The organism is Microbispora cellulosiformans (genome assembly GCF_008728085.1).
GTDB lineage: Bacteria > Actinomycetota > Actinomycetes > Streptosporangiales > Streptosporangiaceae > Microbispora > Microbispora amethystogenes.
The window spans coordinates 109,482-128,124 of record NZ_VYTZ01000009.1; the positions used below are offsets into that span (position 1 = coordinate 109,482).

An 18,643-nucleotide genomic window follows, 5' to 3' on the forward strand; every position below is an offset into this window, starting at 1 on the left:
CCAGGGCGGCGTCCGAGCATTGGCTCTGTGAAAGATGCGGTTACTCCTTCACGCCGCACCCATGCCCCACGTGCGGGTACTACAGGATCGACGGGGCCAACGGGGTCTCCGGCCAGCCGTTCGCGCGGTCCGAGCTAACAGTGACGTGCTGGGACTGCCACATGGAGTTGCCTCCGCACAGCTCCATCGTGGCTCACGGCCCTCAGTAACTGACCCTAGCCATCGGGCCCCCAGATACCTGACACGAAGGTCGTACGAGTAAACGAAACCGGTCGCGAGCATGCGGGGGGACATCGAGCTGGGCCCGGGCCGTGGATGCGAGCCAAGAACAGCCAGGTCGCGACGCTGGTCGACCGCAAGTCCCGCTACCTGACCATGGTCGCGCTACCCAGCCGTCACACCACGACGGTCATCCCCGCCCTGCAGCAGGCGCCGTTCCGGTGGCCGGCGGGCCGTCGGAGCGGAGACGGCCGTGAGACGGCCCGGCGGCGAGGACGTCTCGCCGCCGGGCTGCCGTCATCGGGTGACGGTGATGGTGTCGAGGTCGTACAGGTAGCCGGTGCCGTTACCGGTGAGGACGAGGTACAGCGGACCGGACGCCGAGCCGGTCAGGGCGGTCGAGACGGTCGTGAAGGTGTCCCAGCTTCCGGTGGACGAGACCGCGACCTGGCCGAGCACCGTCCCGTTCTGCGACCCGGACCGGATCTGGATCGTCCCGCCCGAGCCGCCGGAGGACACCCGCGCCGAGAACGTCTTCGCGCCCTGCGTGTTCACCTGCGAGTACGCCGCCCAGTCGCCGTTGTTGATGTATCCGGCGGTCCTGCCGCCGCTGGCGGTGGAGTGGTTCGCCTGCTGCAGGCCCGACTGCGCGGTGTACGCCTCACCCTCGACCGTTTGGCTGCTGGGCGTGGGGCTGGCGCTCGGACTGGGACTCGGACTCGGGCTGGAGCCGGACTTAGTGAGGGAGAACGAGTCCACGTTAAACAGGTAGCCGGATCCTCCGGTGAAGGCCAGGAAGAGCGGCCCCGACCCCGAGCCGTTCAGGGTCGCGGACACGGTCCTGAAGGTGTCCCAGCTTCCGGTGGACGAGACCGCGACCTGGCCGAGCAGGGTGCCCGTCTGCGAGCCGGAGCGGATCTGAATGGTGCCGCCCGAGCCGGCCGAGGAGACGCGCGCGGTGAACCGGGTCGCGCCCGCCGTGCTCACCGAGGAGTAACCCGTCCAGTCGCCCTTCTCGATGAAGCCGACCGCTTTGCCGCCGCCGGCCGTGCTCTGGGTGGTCTGCTGGACTCCCGACTGCGAGGTGTAGGACTCGGCCTCGATCGTCGTGCCGTTGCTGTTGCCGGGCGGGGCGCAGTCGGCCTGCACCATGCCGGCGGCGTACCTGATGCCGCCGAGCAGCAGATTGCGGAGGCCCTGCTCGGAGTAAGACTGGATCGAGTGACCCATGCCCGTGTAGAACGACCGCCCGGACGCCTGTGGGTGGCACCAGGTGATCGGGTGGTCGCCCATGTTCCCGCCGCTGTAGCTGGTCTCGTCAAGGGTCTGCAGCACGTGGGTCGTGGACCGCGGGTTGGTGCGGTAGTTGTACCACTCGTCGGTCCGCGACCACGCCGCCGCGAGGCCCGCGGTCGCCGGATGCGTGCTGTCCTCGGTCCTGACGGTCGCCTGCTGGATCGTCGGGTGGTTGTTGAACCAGGCGCCCACCAGCTGCCCGTAGTAGGGCCAGTCGTACTCGGTGTCGGCCGCGGAGTGGACGCCGACGTATCCGCCGCCCCCGTCGACGTACGACTGGAAAGCGGTCTGCTGGGTGGCGTTGAGGACGTCCCCGGTGGTGCTGAGGAAGACCACGGCCTTGTACTGCGCGAGGTTGCCCGACGTGAACGCGTTCGCGTCCTCCGTGGCGTCCACGGTGAAGTTGTTCGCGGCGCCCAGGTCACGGATAGCCTGGACGCCGGCGGGGATGGAGTCGTGCCGGAACGCGGCCGTCTTGGAGAACACGAGCACCTTGTAAGCCGGGTCGGCGGCGTAGACGGCGGTCGGGAGCGACACGCTCGCGACCAGCGCGGCGGCGGCCGCCGACGCGCTCAGTAAGACCTTCGCGGCTTTCCGCATGGGTGTCCTTTCGTCGCGGCGCCCGGCGCGGTTCCCGTTGTCTCGTGGTCGAGGGCGGGGCCGTGCCGGGCGTCGCATCAGGTGGTCGGTCGGATGGTGGGGAGTGGTCTGCGGGACAGCTTCAGACGCGGGTCCACTTCTGGTTGGTCTGGCCGGTGCAGGACCAGATCTGGACCTTGGTGCCATTGGCGGTGCCGTAGGCGGACACGTCCAGGCACTTGTTCGCCCCGACCGCGGTGATCGTGCCGTCGGAGTTGAAGCGCCACTTCTGGTTGTTCTGGCCGTTGCAGTCCCAGATGACGACCGCGGTGCCGTCGGCGGTGCCGGCGCCGATCACATCGAGGCACTTGTTGCCGTAGACGCGCAGCTCGCTCGCGCTGGTGGAGGTCCACTTCTGGTTGCTGCCGCCGCTGCATGCCCAGATCTGCAGCGTCGCACCGTTGGTCTGCGACACGTCCTTGACGTCCAGGCACCGGCCCGACGGCACGCCCTTGATCGCGCTGGTGGTCCCCGTGGGCGGGGTCGGCGACGCGGATGGGGAAGCGGACGGAGAGGTGGGGGTGCCGGTGTCGAGGGTGAAGGCGTCCAGGTCGAACAGGTATCCCTGCCCGGTCGCCCCGCGGAACACCAGATACAGCGTGGTGGTCCCGGCCGGCGCTCCGCTGAGGTTCGCCGAGACGTCGGTGAAGGTCTCCCAGCCGCCGGTGGGCGACACGTTCACCGTGCCCAGCAGCGTGCCGGTCGCGGAGCCCGCCCGCACCTCCAGCCGGCCGCCGACGCCACCGGACGACACCCGCGCGGTGATGCGCGTGGCGTTGGAGACGTTGTAGGGGGTGAAGGAGATCCAGTCGCCGTCGTCGGTGTAGCCGACGGTCTTGCCGCCCTCGGCGGTGGTGTGGTCGGCCGTCTGCACGCCCTGCTGGGCGCCGAAGTGCTCGGCCTGGCGGTGCCGCGGCTGCAGCGTCCGGACGACGGTGGTGGTCAGGCCACCCTTGTCGGTGTAGGACGCCTGCAGCACCCCGTAGATGTTGGCCGCCGAGTCGTGCTCACCGTCGACCGGCACCGCGATCGACCCGGAACACCCCGACTTGGAGGTGATCTGGTGGGCGTGGCTGTCGTGTCCCAGGAAGTAGGTGACCGTCACCTCCGAGCAGTCGATCGTCCCGTCCTCCGGATCGGACACGCTGACCTGGAAGGGCACCGTGTCGCCGAAGGAGAACAACTGCCCCTCCACCGGCGAAGTGAGGGCCACCGACGGCGCGGTGTTGCCCACGTTCACGGTCACACTCGCCGTGCCGGTCAGCCCCTGCGGGTCACGGACGGTGAGCGTCGCGGTGTAGGTGCCGTTGGTGGTGTAGGTCTTGGCCGGGTTGGCCGACGTGGAGGTGGTCCCGTCCCCGAACGCCCAGGAGTAGCTCAGCGTGCCGCCCTCGGGGTCGGAGCTGCCCGCGGAGGAGAAGTTCACCGTCAGCGGCGCCGCGCCGGAGGTCTTGTCCGCGCTGGCTTTGGCGATCGGGTTGCGGTTGGCCTTGCCGATGTACTCGACCCGGTACAGCGCCTGGTTGTTGGACCCGGTGCCGTAGTCCAGGACGTACAGCGCCCCGTCCGGGCCGAAGGCCATGTCCATCACCTGCGTGCCCGACCAGGGGAACGCGCTGATCTCGCCGTACCCGCCGTCGGAGCGGACCTCGATCGCCTTGATCCACTTGCGGCCGTACTCACCCGCGAAGAACCGCCCGTCCAGCGCCTGGGGGAACTTCACCGACGAGTTGAGGTTCGGGTCGTACCGGTAGACCGGCCCGCCCATCGGCGACTCGGACCCGCCGCCGAACTCCGGCGGTGAACCGGCGTCCCCTCCGTACCGGATCCAGGCCGGCTTGGCCGCCGGGAGCGTGGTGAGCCCGGTGTTGCGGAAGGAGTTGTTGGTCGGGCCGCCCGCGCAGTTGTACTTGGGGCCGGTGCTGTTGGTGGCGAAGTTCCACTCGTTGTAGGTCTCGTTCGTGCTGTTGGACCCGGTGCAGTACGGCCACCCGAAGTTCCCCGCGCTGGTGATGCGGTTGAACTCCACCTGCCCTTGCGGCCCGCGGTTGGAGTTGGTCGACCCCGCGTCCGGTCCGTAGTCGCCCAGGTAGACCACCCCGGTGGCCTTGTCGACACTCATCCGGAACGGGTTGCGCAACCCCATCGCGTAGATCTCCGGCCGCGTCTTCGCCGTCCCCGGCGCGAACAGGTTCCCGCTCGGGATCGTGTACGACCCGTCCGGCTGCGGCTTGATCCGCAGCAGCTTGCCCCGCAGGTCGTTGGTGTTGGCCGCCGTGCGCTGCACGTCGTACTGCGGGTTGCGGTCCGTGCGCTCGTCCAGCGGCGAGTACCCGCCCGACTCGAACGGGTTGCTGTCGTCGCCCGTGGTCAGGTAGAGGTTCCCGGCCGCGTCGAAGTCGATGTCACCGCCGACGTGGCAGCACATGCCCCGGTCGTTCGGCACCTCCAGCACGACCTTCTCACTGCTCAGGTCCAGCGTGTTGTCGGACTTGAGCGTGAAGCGGGAAAGGTTCAGATGCCCCTTCCACTGGTCGAACTGCGACTGGGAGCCGCTGGAGGGGGCGTCGCCGGACGGGGTGCTCAGCCGCGGCGAGTAGTACAGCCAGACGTAGCGGTTGGTCGCGAAGTTCGGGTCGACCGCGACCCCCTGCAACCCCTCCTCGTCGTGGGTGTAGACGTTCAGCTTGGCGGCCACCTTCGTGGTGCCGTTGACATCGGTGATCCGCAGCGTGCCGTCACGAGCGGTGTGCAGCACCGACCGGTTCGGCAACACCGCCAGCGACATCGCCTCACCCAGTTCCCCGCCACCGGTCGCGAGGGCGACCTGCTGGTAGTCGGAGGCCGGGATCGTCAGCGCATTCGCCGCCGGGACATTGAGCGCCATCGGCAGAGGAGCCAGCAGCGCCAGCGTGGCCAGCATCACCGGCCACGGACGTCGGGACATAAGGGGGGTTCCTTCCTGACATGGGACATGCAGTCGGGCAAAGGCGCGCGCCGCCGCGCTGCTGCCGGTGGACGAGGTCTCGGGAGGGGTGCCGCCTCCGGTTCCCTCGGCTGAAGCGATGGCGTTCACTGCTAGAATCCCCGGTTTCTAACACGCGTGCCATCCGCTGTCACTCTGGCGGTTTCCTCCCGGTCAGCGAGTCGATTCGTTAGTGGTTCGCCATCCGCTGGCACCTTCCCAGCGACGTGGTCCAGGCCGAGGTTCAGGTGGCGAACTGAACGGCCCACGGCACCGCCGTGGTCTTGGATGCCGAGGACACCCCGCGCCGCCTGCGCAGCATGCTCGCCGGCGGCTTGTCGGCCGAGATCATCACCGAGTGCCTGGGCCTGCATCGCTCGCGCGTCTACCAAATCCGCGACAACAACCGGTGATCACTGCTCCGCCCTCCGCCTGGCCGAGGAAGGGGAAACTGTCGGTCGGGCGGCGTACTGTAGGGCCTCAGTGGCAGCGCTACGACCGTTTCGCGCCTTGTGGGCAGAAGCACGGTCAGGGGGAGCCGTAGCCCCACCCGGGTGTCTAAACCTCCACCCACCGGTGTTTCATCCGATCGCCCTCATGCGCCGAACCAGAAGGCCAGACATCAGCTGCGCAGGGTCCACTTCTGGCTGGTCGTGCCGGTGCAGGACCACAGCTGCACCTTCGTGCCGTTGGCGGTGCCGAAGTTGCTCGCCTCCATGCACTTGCCCGACTGCACGCCGGTGATGGTGCCGTTGGAGTTGACGTTCCACTGCTGGTTGGCCTGGCCGTTGCAGTCCCAGATGATCACCTGGGTGCCGTTGGCGGTGCCCTGCCCGTAGGCGTCCAGGCACTTGTTGCCGTACACCTGCAACTGCTTGCCCGAGGTGTAGGTGAACCGCTGGTTGGTGCCGCTCCAGCAGTCCCACAACTGCAGCTGGGTGCCGTTGGCGGTGCTGGAGTTCGGAACGTCCACGCACCGGCCGGACTGGCCGCCCACGATCTCGACGCCCTGCTGCGGGGTGCCGCCGGCCGGCGCGTACCCGGCGGCGGCGATGTTGGCCTGTACAGCGTCCTCGGTGGCGGCGCTCGGATAGCCGGAGGTCAACACGCCCTCGAAGAAGGTGCCGCGGCCGGAGACGCTGTTGTCACCGCCGATGCCGAGCAGGATGGCGCCTTCCTTCTTCATCGGGTTGTAGCCGTTGGGGCGCCGTCCGTCGAAATAGTTCGTCAGGCCGCCCGACTGCGCATCCCCGCCCCGGATCGCCCAGTGATTCGGCTCGCCCTTCACCATGGCCGTGACGAAACGGTGGTTGATGGGGGCGAGGTTGTTGTAGCCCGCGTTCACGCCGGAGAACAGTCCCCACTCCAGGTCGGCCATGATCCAGGGACCGGCTCCGGCCCCGTAGCCCCACTGCTTGTCGGCGCCGAAGTAGACGGTCTCCATGATGGCGGGGGAGTCGGCGATCCCATCCGTCTGCGCGTTGCCGTAGTCGAAGCAGCACCACTGGTTGTAGTGCGTGCCGTCGACGACGGCGTAGATGCCCTCAGGCTGGTCGCCGGTCGCCACACCGTTGGTGTGGTTGTTGCGGTAGCCGGTGCCGGGCTCCACCCGGACGCCGTACGCCTTCTGGCCGCCGATGGTGATCGGGGCCGCCTTCGCGTCGGCGAGGTTGTCGTACCCGCCCGCGGCCGGACCCTTCCAGTAGCCGGGCGGTGCCTGGGTGAGCCGGTTGTTCCGGCCGGACTGGTCATAGATGATCGTGATCACACAGTTCGTGCCGGCGCAGAACGAGTCCTGGGCGGCCGCGTTGGCCACCCCGCCCGGGCTCAGCACCCCGATGTCCCGGGTGGTGTTGTCCGAGGATCGCCGCACCTGGTACAGCGGGCCGTTGTAGTTGCCGTACAGGGCGCGGGTGGTGCTGTGCGCCGCCACACACGGCGTCCCGCCTGCGGCGTAGATGTCACACGGCTGCGACGTCGCGGCCTGGGCTGTACCACCGCCGACCAGGCAGGCGGTGGCGAGCAACGCGCTCGCCCCGGCCGCGAGCGCCCTTCTCAGGTACCCTGAAAGCATCATGCCTTCTTCTCTCGATCAGGAATCACGACCGGACGGCACCGATGCGGCAGGCCTTGCGAGCGTGTTAGCGCTAACATCAGTGAGCGTCGGGATATCGATTCGACGGGGAACGGGATAGTGCGGAGTCAAATCAATGAAGGTCTCGCCGTCAAGTACGTGGATCACATCTCTCAGGAAGCCCGGTCGCCATCGGCCCGCCACCTGGGCTTTACCTTGACGAGTCGAGCCGTTCCGATGAGATTTAGTGAAACTTTCATCCCGAGTCCGCCGGGTGGTGGCGCGTCGCCCGCCACACCAGACTGCCGCCGGCATCGATGATCAATTAGTGGAGTCCACCCAGTCCCGCACATTCGAGCGTCAGATGATCGAGAAGAGGCAAGCATCAACGGCCCTGCTGAGGGCCGTTGTGGCATAGGACCGTCTCCACGCTTTCAGGGGATTGACACCTACGACGGGCTCGGCCGCACCACAGGCGTCTAGCTGCCCGGCCGGACCAACGGCGTGCAGACGGCCAACACGACCTACTCCTACCTGGTCAGGACCGATGGGCCGGTCGAGCCGCGCACGATGAGGTGGGTGGGCAGCATCAGCCGGGACCCGCCAGGGCGCTGACGTCCGTCGAGTAGATCCAGCAAGAAGTCGACCGCGGTCCGCCCGATCTGCTGCTTGGCGATGGCGACGCTGGTCAGCGGCGGGTTGGTCATGGCGGCGAAGGGGATGTCGTCGAAACCGACGAGGCTGATCTGCTGGGGAACGCCTATGCCGCGGGCGGTGAAACGGTTGAGCAGTCCAAGTGCGATGACGTCGTTGAAGGCGATCACAGCGGTCGCCGAGGTGGCGAGCACCAGATCGGCCGCGGCGGTGCCGCCGTCGTAGGTGGGGGACACGGCGGTGAAGTCGGTCAGCTCGGCGCCCGCGGCGGCGACGGCGGCGCGCAGGCCGCGGAGCCGTTCGCGGTTGTCGGAGGAGGCGGCGGGACCGGCGACGTAGGCGAGCCGCCGGTGGCCGAGGGCCAGGAGATGCTCGGCCACCTGCCGGGCGCCGTCGGCGTTGTCGGAGGTGACGCAGGGGACCCGCCTGCCCCTATGGTTGATCGTGACCACCGCGGTTGCCCGTAGGAAGGGATCCAGGTACTCCTGGGCGGCGCGGGGCGAGCACAGCAGGAACCCGTCAACCTGCCTGGCCAGGGTGCGCACGAGGTCGACCTCGGTTGCGGGGTCTTCCCCGGTGTCGACCAGCAGGACGGAGTAGCCGCCTTCCCGTGCCCGTCCTTGCACGGCCTGGAAAATGGTGGAGAAGATCGGGTTGGTGATGTCGGGCACCACGAGCCCGATCATCCGGGTCCGGCCCGTGGTCAGGGCGTGCGCGGCCTGGTTGGGGTGGTAGCCCAGGGCCGCCGCGGCCCGATGGACGCGCTCACGCGTGCCGGGGCGCACCTGGCCGGGATCAGCCAGCGCCCGGGACACCGAGGCGGGTGACACACCCGCCAGCCGCGCCACATCCTTGATGGTCACCGTCACGACAGGTTCATCCGTCACGACGGTTCCTCCGGTATCGCCAGCACGCCGCATGCCACACCGGATTCTGGAACCGATTTCCATTCCCTGTCAAGCAATGGCTGAACGCCTGGCGGACAGTCCTCAAACTTTGGGTCTTGACACTGTGCGGACCTCGGCCGATGTTTGGAACCGATTTCAGTTGCGTTTCTTTCTCCGGCATCTCCCTAGCCATCCCTCAAGGAGGCAAGCCGCAATGGGACACGCATCCTCCCACGTCAGAGGCATCCGCGGACGATGGCGACGACGGTCCACGACCTGTGGACGGCCGGCCCTTGAGCTGGTCGAAGCCGGTAGCGTGTCTTCCACCATCATGGGTGGCGTCGCCGTCGCCGGTGTCCTGCTCGCCATATCTCCGAGCGGACATGGTGAGTCCTCCGATAATCATCGCCAGCCAGCCGAAGGACCAATGCGCCGGGCCGGTGACGAACTTCTGATCAACCTCCTCAACGACCGCGAACGGCCCGGCAGCTCCCGCAGAGTCGTACCCATGCAGCTCGTCGTACGGGAATCAGCCGGTCTCCGTCCCACATATAGGGGCAGGTAGCCGCAGCCCGTTACACCACTGTTCCGCCCACCACCGAAGATTAGCCACGGCGCGATTCGGGATCCCACCGCGTATCCACCATCACGATCACTGCCGCTGGTACCGCCCCCGCAAGGGATTCCGACAGGACGGACCCCCATGAGAATCACACCTCTTGCGAAGTTACTCGCGAAGTTGGCAGCCATCGCGCTACTCCTCGCCCTCGGCGGCGGCATCGGGACGAACGCCCTGGTGGCGCCGGCGTACGGCGCGACCGCGGCGACCGGCGCGGCCGGGAGCAGCTCGGCCGGTCAGGCAGCCGGCGGCTGCGTCGCGGATCCCACCCTCCCCGGCGCCACGACAAGCCCCCTCTACACCGTGACGGCGGACGGCGCGCCGCTGTTCGTCGAGAAGATGACCAAGTTCGCCCCCGAGATGCAGGTGCATTACGCGCACTGCTCGATGGCGGAGGCGGGCACGGCCACATTCTCGGTCACCGTCGCTCAGAGCTTCAGCTCGTACACCGTCAGCCCGAAGAGCCGGAAGCTGGCGGTCACCAGAAGCGGCAACACGATCACTTTCGACAGCGGCCCCAACTACTTGATCGTCCAGTTCGACTCCAAGGAACTGCTGTTCATTCTCATCGACGCGCCCGAGTCGAATCCGCCCCAGCTGGGGGACGCCAACGTCAAGAACCTGGCCGATTACGGGGTCGACAACACGGGGGCGACGCTCGTCACCTCCAAGATCCAGAACGCGATCAACGCCGCGTCCGGAGCGACCCAGAACATCCTGTACGTCCCGCCCGGCAGGTATCAGGTCGGTGAGCTCTGGATGAAGAGCGACATGACCCTGTATCTGGCGGCCGGCGCGATCCTCTACGGCTCGAACAGGCCGGGAGACTTCAACACCGGCAGCGGTGGTGTGAACATCGAAGGCACCCAGCACGCGACCGTCCGGGTGTACCAGGTGCACAACGCGAAGCTGCTGGGCCGCGGTGTCATCGACGGAAACGGGAAGTCCCTGCGGGCGCAGGGCAGCAACCTGAACCTGCTGAAAATCGAGCAGAGCTCCGACATCCTGGTCGACGGCATCATCGTCCGGGACCCCAGCTACTGGAACACGCTCATCTACCGCAGCGACAAGGTCACCCTGAAGAACTACAAGGTGATCAACGTTCGGCCCACCACGACGACGTGGAACAACACCGACGGGGTGGATTTCGACGAGCCGACCAACGGCCTGCTGTCCAATGCCTTCCTCTACACGGGCGACGACAACATGGCGACCAAGAACGAGTTCGACAACGGTAGCTTGATCAACACCAGGAACATCGTCCACGAGCATGTCGTCTGCTACAGCAACTCGGCCTGCGCGAAGATCGGGACCAAGACCCAGGGAACCTCGATGGACGGCGTCGTTTTCCGTGACATCGATGTGGTGAGGGCGGGACGCGCGATGGTGATCGACGCGTACGACACGGCCGTCGTCTCGAACGCCAGGTGGGAAGACGTCAGAGTGGAGAACACCGACAGCCTGATCGACCTCAACGAGGACCGTCCGCCGACATGGAGAACGGCGAAGAACACCTCGACGATCCGGGACGCCTACTTCACGAACGTCTCCTCGGACGTGAAGAAGGTCATCAACCTGCATGGGCGTTCGTCGTCCGTGAACATCGCCGGCGTGCACTTCAAGAACTTCACCGTCCAGGGGAAGCCGATCACCAGCCGAACCGATCCGGACGCGAGCTGGAACATCAACGCCTACGTCTCGGGCATCACCTTCGACGGCGACACGACACCGCAGCCCGGGACCATCCGACTGCGCAGCCAGTTCGCCAACCGGTGCATCGACAGCCCGAACGGCGCCAGCGCCAACGGCACCCTGCTGCAGATCTGGGACTGCAACAGCCTCGTCAACCAGCAGTTCACCCGCACCGGCAGGCAGTTGCTGCTCGTCGGCAAATGCCTGGACGAACCCACGGGCGCGACACACGGGACCAGGGTGCAGCTCTGGAGCTGTTCCGGCGGCAGCAACCAGCAATGGAACATCAACGCCGACGGCACCATCACCAGCGGCAGCGGCAGCGGGCTCTGTCTCGACCTGAACAACGACGCCACCGGCAACGGCACCGCGGTCATCCTCCGCAACTGCGACGGGGGCAACTCACAGAAATGGGCCAAAAACTAATCAGCGCCGGCGACAGCGGAGGCCTGGTGAGGATCCCGGCGGAGGCGGCACCCCTCCGGGACCGGAGAGCGGTACTGGCAACAGCGCGTCGGCGCGCGCCTTGCCCTGACTGAACTGTTCACGTCAGGAAGGAGCACTCCCATGTCCCGACATCCGTGGCTGACGGCGCTGACCGTGACGGCGCTGGTCGTCCCCGGGGCGCTGGCGCTGACCGCCCCTCCGGCGAGCGCGCTGACCATCCCGGCCTCCGACTACCAGCAGATCGCCCTGGCCACCGGCGGCGCGGAGCTCGGCGAGGCCATGTCGCTGGCCGTCCTGCCGAACCGTTCGGTCCTGCACACCGCCCGCGACGGCACGCTGCGCGTCACCGACGCCGCCGGCGCCACGAAGGTCGCCGCCAGACTCAACGTCTACACCCACGACGAGGAGGGTCTGCAGGGCGTCGGGGTCGATCCCGACTTCGCGACGAACCGGTACGTCTGGCTGTACTACTCGCCCCGGCTCAGCACTCCGACCGGCGACGCGCCGAGCAGCGGCACCCAGGCGCAGTTCGACCAGTGGAAGGGGCATCTGAACCTGTCGAGGTTCACCCTGAAGCCCGACGACACGCTCGACCTGGCGAGCGAGAAGGTCGTGCTGGAGGTGCCCAACGACCGGGGGATGTGCTGCCACGTGGGCGGCGACATCGACTTCGACGCGGCGGGCAACCTCTACCTCACGACCGGCGACGACAGCAATCCGTTCGAGTCGAGCGGGTACGCCCCCCTCGACGAGCGCACCGGCCGCAACCCCCAGTACGACGCGCAGCGCACCGCCGGCAACACCAACGACCTGCGCGGCAAGCTGCTGCGGATCAAGCCCCGGGCGGACGGCACGTACACGATCCCGAGCGGCAACCTCTTCCCGGCGGGCACGGCGAGGACCAGGCCGGAGATCTACGCGATGGGCCTGCGCAACCCGTTCCGGATGAGCGTCGACAAGGCCACCGGCGTCGTCTACCTGGGCGACTACGGCCCGGACGCGGGCGTGACCAGCTCCAGACGGGGCCCGAGCGGCCAGGTCGAGTTCGACCGGATCACCGCGGCGGGCAACTACGGCTGGCCGTACTGCACCGGCACGAACACCGCCGCCGAGACCTACACCGAGTACACCTTCCCCAGCGGCCCCTCCCTGGGCAGGTACGACTGCGCGGCCGGTCCGGCGAACAACTCCTTCCGCAACACCGGCCTGCCCCACAACGAGTACACGCTGCACGGTCTCCACGCTACGAGGGGAAGCTCACGCCCTGGCCTCACGGTCGTGACGTTTTCGTCCGCCGGTCCTGGATGCCTGTCGACTCGGCAGAGTGCGGAGAGACGATCTCTGGCCATCCGCATGCCCTCACTTGACGCTGGGGCACTGGGGAGTCTTCGGTTGTGGTCTTCTGTTGATCGTCTGTGGGGTCCGGCCTGACGAAGGGCGCCTGAACGATCTACCGTGTGCCCGGTCCATGCCCGCGAGCGAACAACGAGCAACCAAACGAGATCAACTACTCGCCGCGAGGCACACCTTGACCGAGAAATCCCAGGTCAGGTGGGGTGTGGAGTGGTGGGGCGCCAGGGACTCGAACCCTGAACCGACGGATTAAAAGTCCGCAGCTCTGCCATTGAGCTAGCACCCCTTGGTCATGCCCTCCGGCCTCCCGCGTCGCGGTGTGATCCGGCAGGACACTCCCCAAGATGCAGGGTACAGACAGTACCGCGTACATGGCGACGTCATTGTCCCCGATCGCCCCATCACCGCTCAGCGGAAGGCGTCGAGGCCGGTGAGCGCCTTGCCGAGCGTCAGCAGATGCACCTCCTGGGTGCCCTCGTACGTGAGCACGGACTCCAGGTTCGTCATGTGCCGGATGACCGGATACTCCAGGGTGACGCCGTTGGCCCCGAGCACCGTACGGGCCTCGCGGGCGATGTCCAGGGCGGCCCTGACGTTGGCCAGCTTCCCGAAGCTCACCTGGTGCGGCTTCAGCTTGCCCGCGTCCTTGAGGCGGCCCAGGTGGAGGGCGGTGAGCCCGGCCTGGCCGAGCGCGACGGCCATCCAGGCGAGCTTCTCCTGGGTGAGCTGGAAGCCGCCGATCGGCTTGCCGAACTGCACTCGGGTGGTCGCGTAGTCCACGGCCGCCTCCAGGCAGGCCCGGCCCGCACCGACGACGCCCCACAGGATGCCGTACCTCGCCTCGGTGAGGCACGACAGCGGGCCCTTCAGGCCCGTCACCTCCGGCAGCACCGCGGACGCGGGCAGCCGTACGTCGTCGAGGTAGAGCGAGGACGTGACCGAGGCGCGCAGCGACAGCTTGCGGTGGATCTCGGCGGCGGAGAACCCGGGCGCCGAGGTGGGGACGACGAAGCCGCGGATCCCCTCGTCGGTGCGGGCCCAGACCACCGCCACGTCGGCGACCGAGCCGTTGGTGATCCACATCTTGGCGCCGTTCAGGATCCAGTCGCCGGACGGGTCCCGCCTGGCCGTCGTACGCATGCCGGCCGGGTCGGAGCCGTGGTCGGGCTCGGTGAGGCCGAAGCAGCCGATCGCCTCACCGGACGCCAGCCGGGGCAGCCACTCCTCCTTCTGCTCCTCCGAGCCGTACTTCCAGATGGGGAACATGGCCAGCGACCCCTGCACCGACACGAACGACCGCAGGCCTGAATCGCCCGCCTCCAGCTCCCGGCAGGCCACGCCGTACGAGACCGCGTCGAGCCCGGCGCAGCCGTACCCCTCCAGGTGCATCCCGAGCAGACCCAGGGACCCCAGGGCCGGGGCGAGCTCGCGGGCGGGGAAGACGCCCCGCTCGAACCACTCGCCGACGTAGGGGAGGACCTTGCCCGACACCAGGTCTGCGACGGTGTCCCTGATCAGGCGGTGCTCGGGGTCGAGCTGGTCGTCGAGGTCCAGGAGGTCGTCCATGACGGCCAGGCTATAGGGGCCGCTTCGGGGTAGGGCCAGGGGGAATCCCGATGTGCGCCCGCACCCCCAAAAGGCATTGTGGAGGCATGAACGAGATGAACACCAACGGTTCGGTCAAGCAGCTCCACCGCACTCGAAACGGCAGGATCGTCGCCGGTGTGTGCTCGGGCGTGTCCGAGTACACCGGCATCGACGCCAACATCCTGCGCCTCGCCCTCGCCGTGGCGAGCTTCTTCGGCGGCCTCGGCTTCGGCATCTACGCCGTCGCGTGGCTGCTGCTCCCCGAGGAGGGCAAGCCCACCTCCATCGTCCAGGACCTCATCAACAAGAACAAGGACGGCCACGTCTGGCACGACGCCAAGGCCAAGTGGGACACCGTCCAGCAGGGCTGGCAGCAGAAGCAGTCCCAGCCCACCTACACCGGCCCGGGCACCGGGAGCTACGAGCAGCACCCGTACGGCCGGCCGTCCACCGACGGCACGCAGGACCAGGGCGGCCAGGGCACGCCGCAGGCCTGATCCTCAGGCGGCGGCCCGGACCTTGGCGATGATCTCCGTACGCGACTCGGTCCAGAGCACGGCGAGCACCGCCGCGGCGCACAGCCCGGCGACCCCCGCCAGCGTCACGACAGGCTCCGGACCGAGCCGCTGGGCCGCGGCGCCCCCGACGAGGATGCCGGTGCCCTGGGCGGCCATCAGGCCCGACTGCACCAGCCCGAACGCGGCGGCCCGCCCGGACGGCGGCACGCACTGGACGAAGGCCGCGTTCGCCGCGAGCTGGTACGCCCCGCCCACGCCGGACAGCACCCACAGGGCCAGCACGCCCTCCAGCGGCGGCCGCACGACGCACAGCACGAGCGGCGCGCAGGTCAGCATGGCCAGCCAGCCCATTCCCCGCAGCCGGCCGGTCGGCGTGACGAACCGCCCGAAGACGAAGGCCCCGAGCGCCGTTCCCGTCGGCATCGCCGCCATCAGCAGGCCCGTGATCACCGCCACCGGCACCCGCCCGTCGGCCAGTGTCGCGGCGTACGGCGCGGCGATCCCCTCCGGCAGCACGTAGAACCCGCAGAGCAGGGCGAACAGCACGAGCGTGCGGAGCCGCCGCTCCCCGAAGACCAGCCGGGCACCGGCCCGCGTCATCCGCCACACCGACGGCCGCTCGCCGTCCTCCCGCTCGGGCGCCGGACGGCGGCGCACCCCCGCGACGATCACCAGGGCCGACCCGAGGAACGTCGCGCAGTCCAGCGCCAGCGCGCGGTACGGTCCCAGCACGGCGATCGCGGCGCCCCCGGCGGCGAAACCCAGCATCTGTACGGCCTGGTTCGTCATGTTCTGCAGCGCGGACCCCACGACGTACCGGTCGCCCTCCAGCACCTCGGGCAGCAGCGCGGCGCGGGCGGCGGAGAACGGCGCGCCGAGCAGGACCACGCAGAAGACCAGCGCGCACAGCACGGGGAACGGCGTGGCCGGAACGGCCATCGCGGCCATCATCAGGGCCCGCAGCAGGTCGCACCAGAGCATCACCCGCCTGCGCGGATACCGGTCGGCGAGCCCGGCCAGCAGGGGGCCGCCCAGGATGGGCGGCAGATAGGTCAGCGCGTAGACCGACGCCGTGGCCAGCGGCGACGCCGTACGGGTGTAGACGAGCACGGCGAGCGCCACCTGGGCGAGCTGGTCACCGAGCAGCGACATGCCCTGGCCGAGCCACAGGGACCGGAACTCGGGGATCGCGACGACCTCGCGGTAGGTGACGCGGGTCTCGGGAGGACGGCGGTGCCGGCCGGACAGCCTGCCGGGTTCGGTGGCCGCCATCTCACTCCGCGGAGATCGCCCCGCCGGCGGCGGCCGCCGGTGCTCGCCGCGGATAGAGAATCTGACAATGCGTGGTCGCCATGTCACTTACAGTGCCCGCCGATGAGGGCTTTTTCAAGCGTTCGGTCATCCCCGGGTCAGGAGGCTGGGGTCACCACCCGAGTTCGTGCAACCGGTCGTCGTCGATGCCGAAGTGGTGCGCGATCTCGTGGACGACCGTGACCCGGACCTCCTCGACCACGTCGTCCTCGGTCTCGCAGATCTCCAGCGTCGTGTTGCGGTAGATCTCGATCCGGTCCGGGAGCACCCCCGAGTACCAGTCGCCCCGCTCGGTCAGGGGAATGCCGGTGTAGAGCCCGAGGAGGCCGGGCTCGGGCGGGTCGTCCACCACCACGACCACGACGTTGTCCATCACCTTCGCCAGGTCGGCGGGGATGGTGTCCAGCGCCTCGGCCACGAGTTCCTCGAACCTTCTCAGCGGGACGTCGATCACCGTCCCATCGTTTCACCGCGCGGTGGCCGTGCGGTAGCGGCGTACGGCGAGCGGTGCGAACACCGCGATGATCAGGACCGACCAGCAGACGGCGGCCGTCACCGGATGCCGGAGCGGCCAGGACGCGGCGGCCGAGCCCGGGTTGCCGAACAGCTCGCGGGCGGCCGAGACGACCGCGCTCATCGGGTTCCAGTCCGCGACGGCCCGCAGCCAGCCCGGCAGCCCCTCCAGCGGCACGAACGCGTTGGCCAGGAAGGTCATCGGGAGCACCCAGGAGAACGTCAGCCCGTCCGCCTGCGCTCCGCTCCGCGCGAACAGCCCGAGGTACGTGCCCACCCACATCATGGCGAAGCCGAACAGGGCGAGCAGCGCGAACCCGGCCAGCACGCGGAACGGGTTCCCGTGCGGACGCCATCCGGCGACGACCAGGCCGGTGAGCGCCATCATGGCGAGCGACAGCAGGGCCCGGGAGAGGTCCGCGAGCCCGCGCCCGGCCAGTACGGCGCCGCGCGCGATGGGCTGGGTGCGGAACCGGTCGATGACGCCGCGCGCCATGTCCTCGGCGACCGCGGTCGCGGACGATACCGCGCCCATCGCCATGACCTGCATGAAGATGCCGGGCATCAGGTAGTTCCGGTAGTCGCCCCCGCCGGGCAGCGTGATCGCGCTGCCGAAGACGTACCCGAACAGGACGGTCATGATGACCGGGAAGACCAGCACGGCCGCGATCTCGGCGGGCTGGGCGCGCAGCCGTGAGTAACCGCGCCCGGCCAGCACGAGTGTGTCGGTCAGGCCCCAGCGCAGCCGTCCGAGGCGGGTGGCCGGGGGATCGATGGTGACGGTCATGCCGCGTCCGCTCCCGTGAGCCGCAGAAACACCTCGTCGAGCGTCGGGCGGCGCAGGCCCAGGTCCTCCACCGCGACGCCGGCGGCGTTCAGGGCGGAGGCCACCCTGACCAGCGAGGCGGCCCCGTCCGGGACGGGTACGGCCAGCCGCCGCTCGCCGCGGTCGATCTCGATGCCGGTCGCGTCGCCCGCGAGGCCGGTCGGTCCCTTTCCGGAACCAACGCCGTGACCCGCTTCGGAACCCCCGCTGGAACCTGCTCCCGGGCCTGCTGAGGGGCCGCCGGGGAGCGCGTCGCGGACCACCTCGGCGCCGCGTGCCAGGTCGGCCGCCTCGCGGAAGGCCACGTACAGCCGGTCTCCGCCCACCCTCGCCTTGAGCGCGGCCGGTGAGCCGGACGCGACGACCCGCCCGGCGTCGAGGACCGCGACCCGGTCGGCCAGCCGGTCGGCCTCGTCCAGATACTGGGTCGTGAGCAGCAGCGTCGTGCCCTCGGCCGCCAGTTCGCGCAGCAGGTCCCACAGGGCCAGCCTGCTCCGGGGGTCGAGGCCGGTGGTCGGCTCGTCGAGGAAGAGCACGGGCGGCGCGACGACGAGGCTCGCCGCCAGGTCCAGCCTGCGCCGCATGCCGCCGGAGTACGTCCCGGCCGGCCGGTCCGCCGCCTCGGTCAGGCCGAAGCGCTCCAGCAGTTCCCCGGCCCTGCTCCGGGCCGTACGGCGGGGCAGGTGGTGGAGCCGGCCGAACAGCTCCAGGTTGCCGCGCCCGGTGAGCAGTTCGTCGAGGGCCGCGTGCTGCCCGGCCAGGCCGATGCGGTAGCGGAGCCGGTCGGCGTCCCGGACCACGTCGCAGCCGGCCACCCGGGCCGAGCCGCCGTCCGGGCGCAGCAGGGTGGTGAGGATGCGCACGAGGGTCGTCTTGCCCGCGCCGTTGGGGCCCAGCAGCCCGCAGACCGAGCCCCGCGGCACGTCGAGGTCGACGCCCCGCAACGCCTCGGCGGGCCCGTATCTCTTGCGCAGTCCTTCCGCCTGGATCACGGCCGTCTCCTTAACGTCGTTAAATTTAACACCGTTAAGCATGGATCCGAC

Annotated in this window: 13 protein-coding genes and 1 tRNA gene; 4 read left to right on the forward strand and 10 right to left on the reverse strand. The window is 68.9% G+C overall.

The features are described 5' to 3' along the window. Positions 1-516: 516 nt before the first annotated feature. Both F5972_RS25060 and F5972_RS25065 read right to left on the reverse strand, forming a co-directional pair. Positions 517-2,115 (reverse strand): ThuA domain-containing protein, encoded by a 1,599-nt coding sequence (locus tag F5972_RS25060; protein WP_138461670.1) that lies wholly within the window; start codon positions 2,113-2,115, stop codon positions 517-519. A gap of 121 nt (positions 2,116-2,236) precedes the next feature. After that, positions 2,237-5,101, reverse strand: coding sequence for a PQQ-dependent sugar dehydrogenase (locus F5972_RS25065; protein ID WP_138461671.1), 2,865 nt, complete (start codon positions 5,099-5,101; stop codon positions 2,237-2,239). Positions 5,102-5,403: 302 nt separating this feature from the next. Here F5972_RS25065 and F5972_RS38950 point away from each other — a divergent pair, with 302 nt between their 5' ends. Next, positions 5,404-5,532, forward strand: a complete 129-nt coding sequence (locus F5972_RS38950) for a hypothetical protein (RefSeq protein WP_263641862.1) — start codon at positions 5,404-5,406, stop codon at positions 5,530-5,532. Positions 5,533-5,741: 209 nt separating this feature from the next. Here the strand turns inward: F5972_RS38950 and F5972_RS25070 are convergent, their stop codons facing one another. Next, positions 5,742-7,196: an arabinofuranosidase catalytic domain-containing protein gene (locus F5972_RS25070; RefSeq protein WP_111699106.1), complete on the reverse strand. Its 1,455-nt coding sequence runs from the start codon at positions 7,194-7,196 to the stop codon at positions 5,742-5,744. Between the two features lie 527 nt (positions 7,197-7,723). Next, positions 7,724-8,734: a LacI family DNA-binding transcriptional regulator gene (locus tag F5972_RS25075; protein ID WP_208759081.1), complete on the reverse strand. Its 1,011-nt coding sequence runs from the start codon at positions 8,732-8,734 to the stop codon at positions 7,724-7,726. Between the two features lie 703 nt (positions 8,735-9,437). On the opposite strand from F5972_RS25075, the gene F5972_RS25080 reads away from it, so the two are divergent. Then, a complete protein-coding gene (locus F5972_RS25080) occupies positions 9,438-11,471 on the forward strand; it encodes a ricin-type beta-trefoil lectin domain protein (protein ID WP_111699110.1) in 2,034 nt (677 codons plus the stop codon). Positions 11,472-11,612: 141 nt separating this feature from the next. Further along, positions 11,613-12,923, forward strand: coding sequence for a PQQ-dependent sugar dehydrogenase (locus F5972_RS25085; protein ID WP_208759082.1), 1,311 nt, complete (start codon positions 11,613-11,615; stop codon positions 12,921-12,923). A 133-nt stretch (positions 12,924-13,056) separates the two neighbouring features. Here F5972_RS25085 and F5972_RS25090 read toward each other — a convergent pair. Continuing rightward, positions 13,057-13,131 (reverse strand) — tRNA-Lys (locus tag F5972_RS25090). Between the two features lie 122 nt (positions 13,132-13,253). Then, complete coding sequence (locus tag F5972_RS25095; protein ID WP_150936472.1) at positions 13,254-14,411, reverse strand: acyl-CoA dehydrogenase family protein; 1,158 nt, start codon at positions 14,409-14,411, stop codon at positions 13,254-13,256. An 86-nt stretch (positions 14,412-14,497) separates the two neighbouring features. Here F5972_RS25095 and F5972_RS25100 point away from each other — a divergent pair, with 86 nt between their 5' ends. After that, the gene (locus F5972_RS25100; RefSeq protein ID WP_150936474.1) at positions 14,498-14,929 is read left to right on the forward strand and encodes a PspC domain-containing protein; all 432 of its coding nucleotides are present in this window, start codon (positions 14,498-14,500) and stop codon (positions 14,927-14,929) included. A gap of 3 nt (positions 14,930-14,932) precedes the next feature. Here the strand turns inward: F5972_RS25100 and F5972_RS25105 are convergent, their stop codons facing one another. The 4 genes from F5972_RS25105 to F5972_RS25120 form a co-directional block, all read right to left on the reverse strand. Next, positions 14,933-16,222, reverse strand: coding sequence for an MFS transporter (locus F5972_RS25105; RefSeq protein WP_150936476.1), 1,290 nt, complete (start codon positions 16,220-16,222; stop codon positions 14,933-14,935). 151 nt (positions 16,223-16,373) lie between these two features. After that, positions 16,374-16,715, reverse strand: a complete 342-nt coding sequence (locus tag F5972_RS25110) for a metallopeptidase family protein (protein ID WP_150936478.1) — start codon at positions 16,713-16,715, stop codon at positions 16,374-16,376. A 12-nt stretch (positions 16,716-16,727) separates the two neighbouring features. Next, positions 16,728-17,561 (reverse strand): ABC transporter permease, encoded by an 834-nt coding sequence (locus tag F5972_RS25115; protein WP_150936480.1) that lies wholly within the window; start codon positions 17,559-17,561, stop codon positions 16,728-16,730. Beyond that, the gene (locus F5972_RS25120; protein WP_150936482.1) at positions 17,558-18,634 is read right to left on the reverse strand and encodes an ATP-binding cassette domain-containing protein; all 1,077 of its coding nucleotides are present in this window, start codon (positions 18,632-18,634) and stop codon (positions 17,558-17,560) included. The genes F5972_RS25115 and F5972_RS25120 overlap by 4 nt, the downstream gene beginning before the upstream one ends. Positions 18,635-18,643 lie beyond the last annotated feature (9 nt).

Coding starts and splice junctions, on each gene's coding strand:
- F5972_RS25065 (WP_138461671.1), bottom strand. CDS start 5,101: ATGTCCCGACGTCCGTGGCCGGTGATGCTGGCCACGCTGGCGCTGCTG.
- F5972_RS25120 (WP_150936482.1), bottom strand. CDS start 18,634: ATGCTTAACGGTGTTAAATTTAACGACGTTAAGGAGACGGCCGTGATC.
- F5972_RS25115 (WP_150936480.1), bottom strand. CDS start 17,561: ATGACCGTCACCATCGATCCCCCGGCCACCCGCCTCGGACGGCTGCGC.
- F5972_RS25095 (WP_150936472.1), bottom strand. CDS start 14,411: ATGGACGACCTCCTGGACCTCGACGACCAGCTCGACCCCGAGCACCGC.
- F5972_RS25105 (WP_150936476.1), bottom strand. CDS start 16,222: ATGGCGGCCACCGAACCCGGCAGGCTGTCCGGCCGGCACCGCCGTCCT.
- F5972_RS25070 (WP_111699106.1), bottom strand. CDS start 7,196: ATGATGCTTTCAGGGTACCTGAGAAGGGCGCTCGCGGCCGGGGCGAGC.
- F5972_RS25085 (WP_208759082.1), top strand. CDS start 11,613: ATGTCCCGACATCCGTGGCTGACGGCGCTGACCGTGACGGCGCTGGTC.
- F5972_RS25060 (WP_138461670.1), bottom strand. CDS start 2,115: ATGCGGAAAGCCGCGAAGGTCTTACTGAGCGCGTCGGCGGCCGCCGCC.
- F5972_RS25080 (WP_111699110.1), top strand. CDS start 9,438: ATGAGAATCACACCTCTTGCGAAGTTACTCGCGAAGTTGGCAGCCATC.
- F5972_RS25100 (WP_150936474.1), top strand. CDS start 14,498: ATGAACGAGATGAACACCAACGGTTCGGTCAAGCAGCTCCACCGCACT.